This window comes from Massilia sp. R2A-15, assembly GCF_030704305.1.
In the GTDB taxonomy this organism is placed as follows: domain Bacteria; phylum Pseudomonadota; class Gammaproteobacteria; order Burkholderiales; family Burkholderiaceae_D; genus JAFCUW01.
This window is the reverse complement of sequence record NZ_CP131935.1, coordinates 4720822-4736209: the sequence shown is the minus strand read 5'-3', so window position 1 is coordinate 4736209 and position 15388 is coordinate 4720822. Positions and strand designations below refer to the sequence as shown.

13 protein-coding genes are annotated in these 15388 nt (G+C 66.5%); 7 read left to right on the top strand and 6 right to left on the bottom strand.

Annotation, left to right across the window (positions count from 1 at the left end; translation table 11 throughout):
* Window positions 1-87 precede the first annotated feature (87 nt).
* From Q4S45_RS21910 to Q4S45_RS21900, 3 genes are all read right to left on the bottom strand, one after another.
* Window positions 88-1647: a response regulator gene (locus Q4S45_RS21910; protein WP_305507562.1), complete on the bottom strand. Its 1560-nt coding sequence runs from the start codon at window positions 1645-1647 to the stop codon at window positions 88-90.
* An 82-nt stretch (window positions 1648-1729) separates the two neighbouring features.
* Window positions 1730-2629: a J domain-containing protein gene (locus tag Q4S45_RS21905; RefSeq protein WP_305507560.1), complete on the bottom strand. Its 900-nt coding sequence runs from the start codon at window positions 2627-2629 to the stop codon at window positions 1730-1732.
* A 6-nt stretch (window positions 2630-2635) separates the two neighbouring features.
* Window positions 2636-3778, bottom strand: a complete 1143-nt coding sequence (locus Q4S45_RS21900) for a class I SAM-dependent methyltransferase (RefSeq protein WP_305507558.1) — start codon at window positions 3776-3778, stop codon at window positions 2636-2638.
* 65 nt (window positions 3779-3843) lie between these two features.
* On the opposite strand from Q4S45_RS21900, the gene Q4S45_RS21895 reads away from it, so the two are divergent.
* The 4 genes from Q4S45_RS21895 to Q4S45_RS21880 are packed head-to-tail and all read left to right on the top strand — an operon-like array spanning window position 3844 to window position 6333.
* Entirely contained in the window at window positions 3844-4623 is a 780-nt protein-coding gene (locus Q4S45_RS21895) for an SDR family oxidoreductase (protein ID WP_305507556.1), read from the top strand.
* An 8-nt stretch (window positions 4624-4631) separates the two neighbouring features.
* A complete protein-coding gene (locus Q4S45_RS21890) occupies window positions 4632-5030 on the top strand; it encodes a dihydroneopterin aldolase (RefSeq protein ID WP_305507554.1) in 399 nt (132 codons plus the stop codon).
* On the top strand, window positions 5027-5941 hold the full coding sequence (gene ttcA / locus Q4S45_RS21885) for a tRNA 2-thiocytidine(32) synthetase TtcA (protein ID WP_305507553.1): 915 nt from the start codon (window positions 5027-5029) through the stop codon (window positions 5939-5941). Before Q4S45_RS21890 ends, ttcA begins: the two co-directional genes overlap by 4 nt.
* A complete protein-coding gene (locus tag Q4S45_RS21880) occupies window positions 5941-6333 on the top strand; it encodes a PPC domain-containing DNA-binding protein (protein ID WP_305507551.1) in 393 nt (130 codons plus the stop codon). The genes ttcA and Q4S45_RS21880 overlap by 1 nt, the downstream gene beginning before the upstream one ends.
* Here Q4S45_RS21880 and Q4S45_RS21875 read toward each other — a convergent pair.
* Window positions 6330-7739, bottom strand: coding sequence for a cytochrome P450 (locus tag Q4S45_RS21875; RefSeq protein WP_305507550.1), 1410 nt, complete (start codon window positions 7737-7739; stop codon window positions 6330-6332). The two genes, Q4S45_RS21880 and Q4S45_RS21875, sit on opposite strands and share 4 nt — an antisense overlap.
* Before the next feature lie 88 nt (window positions 7740-7827).
* Here Q4S45_RS21875 and Q4S45_RS21870 point away from each other — a divergent pair, with 88 nt between their 5' ends.
* Complete coding sequence (locus tag Q4S45_RS21870; RefSeq protein ID WP_305507548.1) at window positions 7828-8739, top strand: AraC family transcriptional regulator; 912 nt, start codon at window positions 7828-7830, stop codon at window positions 8737-8739.
* 68 nt (window positions 8740-8807) lie between these two features.
* Window positions 8808-9329 (top strand): phosphoglycerate mutase family protein, encoded by a 522-nt coding sequence (locus Q4S45_RS21865; protein ID WP_305507547.1) that lies wholly within the window; start codon window positions 8808-8810, stop codon window positions 9327-9329.
* Window positions 9330-9369: 40 nt separating this feature from the next.
* Here the strand turns inward: Q4S45_RS21865 and Q4S45_RS21860 are convergent, their stop codons facing one another.
* Window positions 9370-11130, bottom strand: a complete 1761-nt coding sequence (locus Q4S45_RS21860) for a M14 family metallopeptidase (RefSeq protein ID WP_305507545.1) — start codon at window positions 11128-11130, stop codon at window positions 9370-9372.
* 137 nt (window positions 11131-11267) lie between these two features.
* Between Q4S45_RS21860 and Q4S45_RS21855 the strand changes: the two genes are divergently transcribed.
* On the top strand, window positions 11268-11711 hold the full coding sequence (locus Q4S45_RS21855; protein ID WP_305507543.1) for a nuclear transport factor 2 family protein: 444 nt from the start codon (window positions 11268-11270) through the stop codon (window positions 11709-11711).
* Window positions 11712-11797: 86 nt separating this feature from the next.
* Here the strand turns inward: Q4S45_RS21855 and Q4S45_RS21850 are convergent, their stop codons facing one another.
* A complete protein-coding gene (locus tag Q4S45_RS21850) occupies window positions 11798-15346 on the bottom strand; it encodes an indolepyruvate ferredoxin oxidoreductase family protein (RefSeq protein WP_305507542.1) in 3549 nt (1182 codons plus the stop codon).
* Window positions 15347-15388: the final 42 nt, after the last annotated feature.

Genomic DNA, 15388 nt, shown 5'->3' with positions numbered 1-15388 from the left:
CGCGCCGGCTTGCCCATGCCATGCCCACCACGAGCGCATCGCGGCGATTTCCCGCAAAGAGTATATAACGGCAGGAACGGGAAATAGTTAAATCGGCGGCTCCTCGCTTGCCACTTCGATCAGGGCGGCCGCCACCTCCGGATCGAAGTGGCGCCCGCTCTGTTCGCGGAAATAGGCCAGCGCGTCGGCCGTGCTCCAGGCCTGCTTGTAGCTGCGGTCGTGGACCAGCGCGTCGTACACGTCGGCCGCGGCGACGATCCGCGCGCACAGGGGAATCTCGGCGCCCTTCAGGCCGCGCGGGTAGCCGCCGCCGTCCCAGCGCTCGTGGTGCGATCCGGCCACCAGCGCGCCATAGGCCAGGTAGCTGGCGCCGCCGACCCGCGCCGCGGCGCGCTCCAGCACCGAGCGGCCGATCTCGGTGTGGCGCTGCATCGCCACGCGCTGCTCGGGCGTGAGCTGGTCCGGCTCGTCGGGCGGATCGAAGGCTGCCATCATGCCCACGTCGTGCAGCACGCTGGCCAGGCCGATCAGGGCCACCAGCTCGGACGTCAGTTCCGGATCCCTGGCGCCGCGTTCGAGCATGCGCGCGGCGATGCGCGCCGACAGGCCGCTGACCCGGCCGACGTGTTCCAGCGCGCCGGGATGGCGGTATTCGGCCACTTCGGCCAGCACCGCGACGGTCGATTCCTGGGTCTGGCGCACCTGGTCGAACAGGTACTGGTTGTCGAAAGCCGAGCCGATGCGCTGGCAGAACAGCTCGAGCAGGTCGCTCTGGATCGGCGCGCGCGGCAGCGGCGGGCTGACCGCGATGCACAGGCGCCGCTGCTGGCGGGTGTGGATCGGCAGCACAGTGGCCCGCTGTTCGTCCGCGCCGGCTTCCCCGCGCAGCGCGCGATCGATGGCCGGACGCAGCGGGTGATCGGGCGGCAGCTGCGGCACGCCGGCCAGCGCGGCCCAGGCGCCGGTGGCTGCCAGCACCGCGGGGTCAAAGCCGGGCGCCGCCTCCATCACGCACAGCATGCCGTCGGCGCCGATGTCGAGCACCGCGCTGACCTGGCCCAGCACCCCGGAGGCGAATTCGCGCAGCGAGCCGGCCTGGTACAGGTTGGTGGCGCCGGCCAGGATCTTGGCCAGCCCGGCGCGGCTGCGTTCGAGCATGGTCAGGGTTTCGTAGGCGCGCAGGGCCGAGATGACCGCGGTGAACAGACGCTGCGTGGTCAGCTCGGTCTTGGCCTTGTAGTCGTTGATGTCGTAGTCGATGATCACGCGCTGCTCCGGCGCCTGCCCCGGCTGGCCGGTGCGCAGCACCACGCGCACGGTGTGGTTGCCCAGCTCCTCGCGGATGCGGCGCGCCAGCACCAGGCCGGCGTCCTCGGTTTCCATCACCACGTCGAGCAGCACCAGCGCGATGTCGGGCGTCTCGCGCAGCACGCGCAGGCCGTCGGCGCCGCTGTAGGCGGAGAACAGTTCGAGTTCGCGCTCCTTGAAACTGACGTTGCGCAGCGCCAGCCGGGTGACCGCGTGCACGTCGGCGTCGTCGTCGACGATCAGCACGCGCCACGGGCGCTGGGCGGCCGGCGCCAGGCCCGCGTCCTCGCCGGCGTCGATGTCGTCGATCAGCCAGTCGTCGTCAAGGTCATCGTCCATGCTTCGCTCCCCGGCATCGTTTCGATGTCCAAATTATCACTAAACGGCGGCGCCCGTCCAGCGATTCGGTAGCGAGCGCGCCTCAGGGCGCGGCGGCGGCCTGCTTCAGCTGCTCCGCGCAGCCGGTCTTCGCGCCGGCCTCGAGGACGTCCTGGTAGCGCACTTCGTAGCGGCCGGCGGCCAGCTTGTCGATCGACAGCGACTCGTGCGGCAGCACATAGGCGTGGCGCACGTTGGCGCGGCGATCCAGGTCGTACAGCTTGACGAACACCGCCGCCGCATTGGCCGAATTGTCCACCATGACCTGCATCTCCTCTCCCGGATTGGCCACCGGGTAGCCGTCGACGTAGCCGGAGGACGCGGGCCAGGGCTCGCCGTTCGGCGCCACCTGCGCGCGCAGTTCGGAATCGCAGTCGGGGGCGTGGGCCGGCACCGCCAGCTGGGTGACGGCAAGCGCCTTGAGGCCCGAGGGACGCAACGCGGCCGCTTCCGCCAGCTGCGGCTTCGGCGCCAGCGCGTCGGCGGCCGGCTGAAGCGGCGCGGCGCCGTTCAGCACCGACGCCAGCGCCACCGGCAGCACCTTGGGCTGTTCCACCAGCAGCAAGCCGGCGGCGCAGCCGGCGCCGAAGCAGGCGATCAGCGCCAGCCACAGTCTGGGATCGCGCATCACGCGGTACGGCGGCGCTGCCTCCACCGTGCGCGGCTCCCACGCGCCGGGGGCGTCGGCGTGAGCGCTCTCGATCCAGGCGATTTCCATTTCCTCGGCCGCGATCCAGTCGTCGTGCTCCTTGCGCCGCGCCGGGTCGGACAGGATGCCGTAGGCGGTGTTCACGATGGCCATGATGCGCGCGGCCTTCTCGTCGCCCGGGTTCTTGTCGGGATGGTACTTCTGGGTCAGCACCTTGTAGGCGGCGCGAATGACTTCCTGGGGCGCCATGCGCGCCACTTTCAGGTTGTCGTAATGGGTATGGATCTTGGCCATGAAGGCTTACAGGCGGTGGCTGCGGTCGGTTTCGGCGATCCGGTCCGGCAGCGCGACGCCCTTGCCGACCACCAGCACCTTGAACAATTCGCCCATTTCGGCCGGCGACACCAGCTTCTGCACCGCGTTCGCCTGCGGCAGGTAGCGCATCGCGTCGGCCGGGTCGGTGCGCAGCAGCAGCTCGCTGATGCCGGCGCCCAGAAGGAACGCGGCCTGGCTCATGTAGCCCAGCACCTCCATGCCGGCGTCCTGCGCTGCCACCGCCATCGCGGTGAAATCGACGTGCGCCGTGATGTCCTGCAGGCCGGGCAGGTAGAACGGGTCGGGATGGGCGTGATGGCGGTAGTGGCACATCAGGGTGCCGGCGCTGCGGTCGTCCACATAATATTCGTGGCCCGGAAAGCCGTAGTCGAACAGGATCGCGGCGCCCGACTGCATCATGTGCGCGAGCGTGGCCATGAAGCCGGTGGCCACCGGGTGCACCTCGGTCAGGTAGCCGATGTCGAGATGCGCGGCGTCCGGGACCTGGCGCTCGATGTGCGCGGCCAGCGCCGCGTCGGGCGCGCGGTCGGCGAAGGCGAAGCGGCCGTTTTCGATGGTAACCATCACCTGGCGCCAGCCTTCCGGCGTCTTGGTGACCAGTTCGACCGGCATCGCATCGAGCACCTCGTTGCCCAGCACGACCCCGCTGAAGGTGTCGGGGAAGCCATCGAGCCAGCGCACCTGCGGGAAGTCCTTGAGCGCCTCCTGCTGGCGCGCGCGCAGTTCGCCGGACAGTTCGACGATGGCGTAGCTGTCGACGTGGACGCCGTCTTCGGCCAGCGCGGTGAGCACATCGCGCGCCAGTTTGCCGGTGCCGGCGCCGAATTCGAGGATATTCGGCGCGCTTTGGGCGATAATAGAGGCTGCGGCGCGGGCCACGGTGGCGCCGAACAGCGCGCTGATCTCGGGCGCCGTTGTAAAATCGCCGTCCCTGCCCAATTTTGCGGCGCCGCCGCTGTAGTAGCCAAGCCGCGGCGCATACAGCGCCAGTTCCATGAATCGGGCAAACGTGATGGCGCCGGATTGCTGCGCAATCTCGCCGGCGATCAGCTGCTGCAAGGCGTGGGACGCGGCCAGCGCGTCGCTATCGGGTTCGGGTAGGGACATGATGGCATTGTAGCGACAACGGCACACACTAACAATTTATGCAGTTTTTTGCATAATTTATCGACATGACAAATTCACCGGCAAACGGACAGCACAAGGCGGCCCTCGTCACGGGCGCGGGCAGGCGCATCGGGCGCGCGATCGCGCTCGGGCTGGCGCAGGCCGGCTGGGACGTGGCGATCCACTTCCGCAGTTCGCGTGCCGAGGCCGAAGAAACCGCCGCCTCCGTGCGCGCGCTGGGCCGGCGCGCCGCGCTGCTCGAATGCGACCTGGCCGACGAAGGCGCGGTGCGCGGCCTGCTGGCGCGCGCGATCGACGCGCTCGGGCCGATCGGCTGCGTGGTCAACAATGCATCGTTGTTCGAATACGACAGCGCCGCCGATTTCTCGCCGGCGCTGCTGGCGACGCACATGCAGGCCAACGTGGCCGCCCCCATCCTGCTGGCGCAGGCGCTGCACGCGGCGACGCCAAGCGGCGAACAAGGCGTCGTCATCAACCTGCTGGACCAGAAACTGGCCAACCTGAATCCCGATTTTTTGTCGTACACGCTGTCGAAGGCCGCGCTGCAGACGGCCACCACGATGCTCGCGCAGGCGCTGGCGCCGGCGGTGCGCGTGGTCGGCGTGGCGCCCGGCATCACCATGGTCTCGGGCGACCAGACCGAGGCCGGCTTCGCCAGCGCGCACCAGGCCACGCCGCTTGGCCGATCGAGCCTGCCGCAGGATGTGGCCGACGCGGTCTGCTACCTGGCGCAGGCGCGCGCGATCACCGGCACCACCCTACTCGTCGACGGCGGCCAGCACCTGATGCCGCTGCCGCGCGACGTGATGTTCCTCACCAAATAAGGCTTACCATGCTGTCCGCACTGACCCACCCGAGACTCGCCGATTGCCGCCGGCTGTTCCTGCGCAATTACGAAGTCATGATCAACATCGGCGTCCACGACTTCGAAAAGCGCGGCGAGCAGCGCGTGCTGATCAACGTCGACCTGTACATCCCGCTGGCGCAGTCCACGCCGAAGGAAGACCACCTGGAAGAAGTGGTGGACTACGACTTCATGCGCGAGACCGTCGCGCGGCGCATGGCGCAGGGCCACGTGCACCTGCAGGAGACGCTGGTCGACGACGTCGCGCGCGCGATGCTGGCGCATCCGCGGGTGCGCGCGGTGCGCGTATCGACGATGAAGCCGGACGTGTATCCCGACTGCGAAGGCGTCGGCGTTGAAGTTTTCCATATCAAGGATGAAGCATGAGCAGCGCAGCAGCACTGATGGAGCCAAAGGCGGCCAGCGACAAGGAAGCGTACGAGAACAACAAGCTGCACAAGCGCCTGTGCCGCTTGGTGGGCCAGGCGATCGGCGACTTCAACATGATCGAGGACGGCGACAAGGTGATGGTGTGCCTGTCGGGCGGCAAGGACAGCTACGCCCTGCTCGACATCCTGATGACGCTGCGCGAGCGCGCGCCGATCACGTTCGACATCGTCGCGGTGAACCTGGACCAGAAGCAGCCGAACTTCCCGCCCGATATCCTGCCTGCGTATCTGACGAAGCTGGGCGTGCCGTTCCACATCGAGAACCAGGATACCTACAGCATCGTCAAGCGCCTGATCCCGGAAGGGAAGACCACCTGTTCGCTGTGTTCGCGCCTGCGCCGCGGCATCCTGTACCGCGTGGCCGATGAACTGGGTTGCAACAAGATCGCGCTGGGCCACCACCGCGACGACATCCTCGAGACCTTCTTCCTGAATATGTTCTTCGGCGGGAAGCTCAAGGGCATGCCGGCCAAGCTGGTGTCCGACGACGGCAAGCACATGGTGATCCGCCCGATGGCGTATGTGAAGGAAGAGGATTCGACCCGCTACGCGGAAGTGAAACAGTTCCCGATCATCCCGTGCGACCTGTGCGGATCGCAGGAGAACCTGCAGCGCAAGCAGATCAAGGGCCTGATGCGCGAGTGGGAGAAGAAGTATCCGGGCCGCGTCGAGAGCATCTTCTCGTCGCTGTCGACGGTGGTGCCGTCGCACCTGATGGACCGCGGCCTGTTCGGCTTCACCGATCTCAAGACCGATGGCGTGGCCAACCCGATGGGCGATATCGCGTTCGACGAAGAGCCGTGCTCGACGCCGGCGCCGGGCGTGTTCTCGATCCAGCCGGCCGACTGATGCAAGCGCTGCCGCTGCGGCTCCTGCCTGGTGAAGACCTGCGCGCCGCACTGGAAGCGCAGATGGCCGGTAACGCCGCGGCCTTCGTCCTGCAAGGCATCGGCAGTTTGAGCGTCGCGCAGCTGCGCTTTGCCGGCGCCGACCAAGCGACCGAGCTGCGCGGCGACCTGGAAATACTGACGCTGGCCGGCTCGCTGGCGCCCGACGGCGCGCACCTTCACATGTCAGTCTCGGACGCGCAGGGCCGCGTCATTGGCGGCCACGTCGCCGCCGGCTGCATCGTGCGCACCACCGCCGAAGTCCTGCTGGCGGTCCTGCCCGACCATGCATTCAGCCGCGAACCGGACGCCATCTCCGGTTTCCGCGAGCTGCGGATTCGCGATCGTCGCTAGCGGCGCGCCAGCGCCAGCCGAAGCGGCTGGTCCGGACGCAGGGTGATATTAAATACGGGCTTCGGCGCCGCCATGCCAGCAGGTACCCCCACCGAAAATCGCTGCAAGAACATGGCTGCAACGATCGTCATCTCGGCCATCGCCAGATGCTGGCCCAGGCACACGCGCGGGCCGGTACCAAGCGGCATGAAGGCGCCGCGCGGGATCGCCGGCGCACCGTCTGAAAAACGCTCCGGGCGATACGCATGCGGCTCCGGGAACCAGCGCGCATCGTGATGCATCAACTGCACCGGCACGGTAAACATCGTGCGCGCCGGCAGCTGCCATCCACCCAATGTGATGGGGCGAACGCACCGTCGTGTCAGCAGTACCGGCGCGGCGGGATACAGGCGCAGCGTTTCGTGCAGCGTCTGTGTCAGATAGGTGAGCGCGGACAGATCCTGCGCTGTGGGCGCGCGGCCTTGCAGCACCGCGTCGACCTCCCGTTGCGCAGCTGACTGCGCCGAAGGGTTGGCGGCCATGCACCACGCCCACCAGGTCAGGCTGGCGGCCGCCGTTTCGTGCCCCGCCAGGAACGCCGTCATGCATTCGTCACGCACCGCCTTCAAGGGCCACGCCGCTGGATCTTCGAGGTGCAGCGCCAACAGCCGGCTGAGCACATCCTGAGGCCAGCCGTCACGCGCCAGCGCCAGCCGCGCCTCGATGTGGCGAACGATCAAGCGGTCCAGTACCCGCAGGCCCTCGCGCTTGGCGCGCTTCCACGGCATCCAGTCTGGCCAGCTCGCAGGCCAGTACATTTCGGCATTCGCGGCAACGGCGGTGTCGTGCACAGCCCGCTCGGCCAGGCGCGCGTCGGCATCGGCCTCACTGGAAAACACGATCCGCAAGATGATGTCCATGCCGAGCGAGGTGAAGGCGGTCTCGATCGGCCAGTCCTCGTCCCCGGCACGCCATTGCGAAAACGTCCTGGCCGCGGCGGCGGCAATGACGGGCACGAGCGGCTGCACACCCTTTGGAGAAAAGCTGGGCTGCAGCGCGTGGCGCCTGGCTTGCCACAGTTCGCCTTCGGCAGTCAGCACGCTGTTCCCGTGCAGCTGCGAAAACACCTCGATGCCTCGCTCCCAGCGGATCAGGGCATCGTGATGGTTGACCAGCAGTTCGCGCACAAGCTGCGGGTCGGTCACCACGATCTGATGTTCGGGCCAGATCCGCAGATGCACCAGGTCGCCGTATTGCCGGCGCCATTCGTCGAAGGTGCCGAGCAGGTCACCCGACATGCGGCGCAGCAGGCCCCATCCCGTGATGCCGGAGGGCGGCCCGGGCGGCCAGCTGCCCGGCGGGTGCAGGCGAGGCGTCTCATCTTGAGCGACGTGGAAGGGGCAACGGGTGGATGTGAGAGGTTTCATGTTTCGTATTCTCCACGGCGCGCGCCACCACGTCTTGAACGGAAACGACATGGCCGGTTGATGGCTCGCCGTTGCTATACTTGGCGCCATGCCTACATGCCCCGACCCGTTCGAGCGCGCTCCCCGCGCAGACCTCCAAGGCGCCGCATCGGCCGGATGGCTGCGCCTCCCGCCCCCGTCGCTGCAAGGCGCGCTGGTCGCGCTGCTCGGCCGCGACACGAGCACGCTGCCCTTGAGCAGCGCCCAGCGCCTTTCGCATTTTCCCGCTTCGCCGCTGGTGACGATTTCCTGGTATCGAGGCCTGGATGTTGGCCTGATCGCGCGCGGTGAGCATGGTCATGTCTGGCAGGCGTTCGGCGCGCCGGTGGTCATTTCCGGTACCCAGTCGCATCCGTGCGTCAGCTGGGCGCCCACGACAGGGGCCGGCTACATGGCGTGCTTCAATGCCGACGCGGCGCAAGCGTTGTTCGGACTGGACCTGGCGGCCATCCAGGATCGCTTCGTCCCGGCCGGCAAGGTAATCGGCGACGAATTTGCGCCGCTGTGGGATGCCCTGCATGCGAGCGCAGATGATGACGTGCTGGCCGTGCTGGAGACTCACCTCGGACGGCGCTGGCAGGCGCTGCAAGGACGCGAGTCGGCGCAGGCATCCCTGCGTCAGCTGGGACGCAATTGGGTCGAACGCCTGGCGTGGCAAGCGCAGGACTGGGCGCGCGTGCACAGTGCGCGGCACGTGGAGCGCCGCATCAAGTCGTTCAGCGGCAGGTCGCTGCGCGAATGGCAGTCCCTGGTCCGGACCGAGGGCCTGTTCTTCGCCGCGCGCGATCGTCACGATACGGGCCAGCCGTTCGACTGGGCCGCGTTGGCGCTCGATGAAGGATTCGCCGATCAGGCGCACATGAGCCGGATGGCCAAGCGGATCACCGGTTTCTCGCCTACCGAGTTTGCCCAGCGCTTTATCGAAGACGAATCGTTCTGGATGTATCGGCTATGGGTTTGACCGCGTCGTTTATCGACACCGGCTTATGTCTTCGCTAAACTTCCGGGTTCAATCCACAAGGGGCGCGCGTGAAAAACTTCAATCTATACAAAGGGATGGCCATGCACTTGCTGCTGGCCGCTGCGCTGGCGCAGCCGATGCTGGTGCTGGCCGAGCCGGCGCAGATCTACCTGGTGCGGCACGGCGAGAAGCAGGCCGCGGGCAAGGATCCCGAGCTGACGGCGCAAGGCAAAGCGCGCGCGCAGAACGTGGCTACGATGCTGCGCAAGGCGGGCGTCGAGGCGGTGTTCAGTTCGCAGACCACGCGCACCATCCAGACCGCGCAGCCGATGGCGCAGGCCGCCGGCGTCGAGGTGCAGACCTACGACCCGTCCAAGCCCGAGGCGATGGTCGCCAGGGTGAAGGCGTTGAAAGGCGGCGCGGTGCTGGTGGTCGGGCATTCGAACACGGTGCCGGCGCTGGTGCGCATGTTCGGGGGCGTCCCGGGAACGGACATCGCGGACGATGAATTCGACCGCGTGTACCAGCTGCACGTCGGAGCCGACGGCAAGGTCACGACGGTGCTGCTGTCGTCGTTGCCGGCAAATTGAAAGATGGGGGCAGGTCCGCAGGACCAGACCCCGGAGCTGCTTACTTCGGCGCGACGTTAGTGCGCATCACCGGATAGAGGTTGAAGCGCTCGTCCCACGAGCCGTGGCGGCGCGCGAAGAACTCGAGGCGCGCGCGGGCGTTCTTCGCAAACACCGGGTCAGTCTCCACCATCTTCCTGAACTGCTCCGCCAACGCCGGATCGGCCGCCATCTGCTCGCGCGCCACGTCTTCGGCGACGTACTCCTCCATGTATTCCTTGCGCTCGAACGCGTTGTTGAATGCGCCCCACGCCAGCAGTGAGTCCGGCGCCTGCGGTTCGAGCAGCGCCATCACCAGGCGCGCCTTCGGCTGCGCGACGGGCACGAACAGGGCGCCCGGCCCGATCGCGCGCGGCTCGGACTTCCACGCGCCCTGCACCGCCAGCCGCTGGTGCGATTCGAACGAGCCGGGAGCGAAAGTCGCCTTGTCGGCGCGGAAGGACTCGACATCGAGCTTGCCGTTGCCGCCGATCGTGCGATACGCGATGGCGTGTTGCGCCAGCTTGGCCGCGACCATCTTCGCGTACGCCGCCGGAACGATATAACCTGCGCCCGGCGCGGTCACCGAGAGGTCCGGAAGCACTTCGTCGCGCAGCGGCACCGTCCAGATTTGCGGTTTGGTTTCGTCGTAATGCGTCATCAGGATGCCCGACACGTCCGACGGGGTGCGCGTGTAGGCGTAGCCCTTGAAGTCGACCAGGTGCGACTTGTCCGTCGTCTTCCACGTCAGCGGCACCGGCGTGCCGGCAATCTTCAGCGCGCGCGCATCGGCATCGGCGGCGGCCTGCTGCCATTCGGCGCCGTGCTTTGCCACCTGGTCCAGCACAGAGACGATCGCGTTGTGCGTAATGCGCACGCGGGTCGGATAGTCCTTCCACGAATGCGTCTCAACCAGCATCGCCAGGCGGTTACGCAGCTGGAAGTAGCCGGTCGAGAAGCGCGGATCGGACACGCCGTCGGCAAAGCCCGAGGCCGGGTTATCGTTTTCGACAAACGACATGTAGTACGACTGCGGCATCGAGCCCTGCTTGGTGATGTCGGCGATGACGTTGCCGCGCAGCGCCAGGCCGGCCTTGCGGAACTCGGGATCGCCCGAGTACACCGGCTCGACCTGGATCGATACGTCATGCTCGAACTTGGCGCCGTCGGTCACGTGCAGGTCGATATAGGCGAGCGGATCCCAGGCGTTCACCAGCGCCAGCATCGCCTGCATCTCGGGCGCGTCGGCCTTCACGTAGTCGCGGTTGAGGTTGAAGTTCTGCGCCGTGGTGCGCCAGCCCATCTCCACCGGGCCGCGCTGGTTGGGGCGGTTGTTCGGCGTGAAGCGCTCGTGGCCATCGACGTTGAATACGGGGACGAACAGCAGCACCTGCTTGTCGAGCGCACCCGGCGCCACGCGGTTTTCGAGCAGCTCGCGCAGCGCGAGGAAGCCGGCGTCCTTGCCGTCGATCTCGCCGGCGTGGATGCCGCCCTGGATCAGCACCACGGGCAGGCTGCGCTGCTTCGCGGCCTGCGGCGTGAACGCGCCGGTTCGGGTAACGATCAGCGCCTTCATCGGGCGGCCTTCAGGCGTGGTGCCGAAGTCGATGCATTTCACCTGCTTCGGCCAGGACGCCTGAAACGCGCCGCACAGCTTGATGACTTCGTCGTAGCGGCCGGTGCGCTGGAAGCCGGAGCGTTCCGAGACGGTGGCGAGGTCGGAAGCGGCGTACGACAGCGGCATGGCGGCGGACAGGGCAAGCAGCAAAGCGGAACGGATCATCGGTGGAACTCCGGCAGAGTGAATGTGGGCGGAGATTATAGCCGTTCGTTTCAGCGTGCCATTGCAAATCTGTCAGGGCGACCTACCATGAAGTGTGACCGAGTTGACCGCTCGAAATTTCTGAAAAGGAGTTAGCCATGGACACCAAAGACACCAAACAGCTGATCATGTCGGCCTATCAGCTGTACAAGCAAAAAGACATCAAGGGTATCCTCGCACTGTGCAAGGATGATGTCGAGTGGGTTGGACCGGAAGTCGAATCGCTTCCGTTTGCCGGCAACTACAGCGGCCGCGCCGCGGTCGGTGATTTCTTCACAAAGCTCGACCAGTCGATGGAACCGCTCAAGTTCGAGCCGGAGACTTTCATCGCCGAAGGCGACAAGGTGGTGGTTATCGGCTCCGGGCGCTGGCACGTGAAAACCACCGGCGTCGATTACGATAGCCCGTGGGTGCACATCTTCACCGTCCGCGACGGCAAGATCGCTCGCTTCGAGCAGCACACCAATACCGCCGTGGCAGAGGCGGCGTTCAGGCCGATACAGGGTGCGGCAGCCGCAAAAGGCGCACCTCTGCGTCACTGATGTAAAAATGGGGTCAGGTTCGCGGAACCAGACCCCATCCTCAGCAAGGGGTCTGGTCCTGCGGACCTGCCCCCATTTTCACGCACTTACGCCGCGTTGACCGTCGGCGCATCGAAGGCCGCGATCAGCGCCGCTTCCTTCGATTTCGCCGCGCGCAAGTGACGCTCCTTCACGTGGCCGTAACCGCGGATGTCCTCCGGGATGCTGGCGATCGCCACTGCCTGCGACAGGTTGTCCGCATTCAGCTTGCCCAGCAGGCCACCCACCGTCTGGCGATATTCGCCGATCAGCGCGCGCTCCATGCGGCGCTCGGCGGTGTAGCCGAAGATGTCGAGCGGCCCGCCGCGCAGGCCCTTCATCTTCGCCATCAGCCCGAACGCCTTCATCATCCACGGACCGAATTCCTGCTTGACCAGGTGGCCCTGCTTGTCGTGCTTGGCGAACAGCGGCGGCGCGAGGTGGAACTTGAGCGTGATGTCGCCTTCGAACATGCCGGCGATTTTTTCCTTGAAGGCGCCGTCGGTGTACAGGCGCGCGACTTCATACTCGTCCTTGTACGCCATCAGCTTGTAGTAATAGCGCGCGACCGCTTCGGCCAGGCGCGTGCCCTTGCCCAGCTTCGCTTCCTCGGCGCGCACCTGGTCGACAAACGCCTTGTACTGTTCGGCGTAAGCGGCGTCCTGGTAGGCGGTCAGCAGCTCGACGCGGCGCTTGACGATGTCGTCCAGCGTTTGCGTGCGCTTGAATTCGATCACCTGGGCCGGCGTGGTCATCTTCACCAGCGACGGCAGGTCGTGCGCCGCCGTGCGGCCCCACGTGAACGCGGACTTGTTGAACCCAACCGACACGCCGTTCAATTCGATCGCCTTCATGATCGACGCTTCGGAGAGTGGCACATGGCCCTTCTGCCACGCGTAGCCGAGCATGAACATATTGGTGGCGATCGAGTCGCCCATCAGCGCAGTCGCGATCTTGCCGGCGTCGACGAAATCGACATGCTCGCTGCCGCATGCCTTGACGATTTCGGCCTGCGAGCTCGCGCCCGGGAACTGCCAGTCCGGATTCTTGACGAACGCCGCCGTCGACGAGCCGGTCGAATTGATCGCGGCCCAGGTGCGGCCCTCGCCCATGCGCGAGAGCGCGTCGCGGCTGGCCGTGACGATCAGGTCGCAGCCGATTACCAGGTCGGCGCTTCCGGTGCCCACGCGCGTCGAGTGCAGGTCGGCCTGATTATCGGCCAGGCGCACGTGCGACATCACCGGGCCGCCCTTCTGGGCCAGTCCGCTCATGTCGAGCACGATCGCGCCCTTGCCTTCGACGTGCGCCGCCATCGCCAGGATCTGGCCGACGGTGACGACACCGGTGCCGCCGATGCCGGTGATCAGGATGCCGTACGGCTCGGCGGTGCCAGGCAGCGCTGGGACAGGCAAAGCAGGCGGCGTAGCTTCAGCGGTCGCGGCTTTCTTCGGCTTTTTCAGCGCACCGCCTTCCACCGTCACGAAGCTCGGGCAGAAGCCGGTGGTGCAGGAGAAGTCCTTGTTGCACGACGACTGGTTGATCTGGCGCTTGCGACCCAGCTCGGTTTCGAGCGGCTCGACCGACAGGCAGTTCGATTGCACCGAGCAGTCGCCGCAGCCTTCGCAGACCGCTTCGTTGATCACGGCGCGCTTGGCCGGATCAGGGTATTCGCCACGCTTCCGGCGGCGGCGCTTCTCGGAGGCGCAGGTCTGGTCGTAAATCATCGCGGACACGCCCGGGCAGTCGCGCAGCTCGCGCTGCACGTCCATCAGTTCGCTGCGATGGCGCACGGTGACGCCTTCGGCCCACTTGTAGTCGGCGGGGTACTTTTCCGGCTCGTCGGTGACGACGATGATCGGGCCCACGCCTTCGGCCGCGATCTGGCGGCTGATCATGCCCGGATCGAGCGGACCGTCGAACTCCTGGCCGCCGGTCATCGCGACAGCGTCGTTGAACAGGATCTTGTAGGTGATGTTGACCTTGGCCGCAACCGCCGCGCGGATCGCCAGGATCCCCGAGTGGAAGTAGGTGCCGTCGCCAAGGTTGGTGAACACGTGCTTCTCGTTGGTGAACGGCGCCTGGCCGACCCAGGTGACGCCCTCGGCGCCCATGTGGGTGAATGTCGAGGTCTCGCGGTCCATCCACAGCACCATGTAATGGCAGCCGATGCCGGCCAGCGCGCGCGAGCCTTCCGGCACCTTGGTCGAGGAATTGTGCGGGCAGCCCGAGCAGAAGAACGGGGTGCGGTCGGTTTCCGGATTCGGCTTGGCGTTGACGTTCTTGAGCACCAGCTCCTTCGCTTCGAGGAAGGCGATGCGTTCCTTGACGCGCTGCTCGACCGGGTGGCCGGCGCAGTAGTGCGAAATGCGGCTGGCAATCGCGCGCGCGATCAGCGCCGGGTTCAGCTCATAGGTCGCCGGCAGCAGCCAGTCGCCGTGGCCGGTGTTGCCGTGGTTGTTCCACTCGCCGGTGTCGTCGAACTTGCCGACCACGCGCGGACGCTGGCCGTCCGGCAGGTTGTACAGCGCTTCCTTCAGCGCGTACTCGAGGATCTGGCGCTTCTCTTCGATCACCAGGATCTCGTCGAGGCCCTTGGCGAATTCGTGCACGCCGTCCGCTTCGAGCGGCCAGGTCATGCCGATCTTGTACAGGCGGATGCCGATGTCGCTTGCTGCCTGCTCGTCGATGCCCAGGTCGGCCAGCGCCTGGCGCGTGTCCAGGTAGGACTTGCCGGCGGTGATGATGCCGATCTTCGGCTTCGGGCTGTCCCAGATGATCTTATTGAGCTTGTTGGCGCGCGCATAGGCCAGCGCGGCGTACCACTTGTAGTTGTTCATCCGGACTTCCTGGTCCAGGACGGCGTCCGGCCAGCGGATATTCAGGCCGCCCGGCGGCAGCTCGACGTCGGTCGGCGTGACGATCTGCACGCGGTCCGGATCGAAGTCCACCACGGCTCCCGATTCGATGATGTCGGTGACGCACTTCATCGACACCCACAGGCCGCTGTAACGGCTCATCGCCCATGCGTGCAGGCCGTAGTCGATGTATTCCTGCACCGACGACGGATACAGCACCGGGATGCCGCAGGCGTTGAGGATATGGTCCGACTGGTGCGCGGTCGACGACGACTTGGCCGCATGGTCGTCGCCGGCCAGCACCACCACGCCGCCGAACTTCGAGCTGCCGGCCGCGTTGGCGTGCTTGAAGACGTCGCCGCAGCGGTCCACGCCCGGGCCCTTCCCGTACCACATCGAGAACACGCCGTCGTACTTGGCGTCCTTGAACAGATTGGTCTGCTGGGTGCCCCACACGGCGGTCGCGGCCAGGTCCTCGTTCATGCCAGGGTGGAAATGGACATGGTGCGCTTCGAGGTGCTTCTTGGCCTTCATTGCCGTCATGTCGACCGAGGTGACCGGCGAGCCGCGGTAGCCGGTGATGTAGCCGGCGGTGTTCAGGCCCGCTGCCAGGTCGCGCTCGCGCTGCATCATCGGCAGGCGGATCAGCGCCTGGGTGCCGGTCATGAAGGCGCGGCCGCGTTCGAGCGTCCATTTGTCGTCGAGCGAAATTTCGTGCGACGGCTGCGGCTCGAGCTGCGATCGGTCTAGTGGTGCGTTCATACAGGTGTCTCCGTGTTCTCTATGCTGTGATGCTGATGCTGG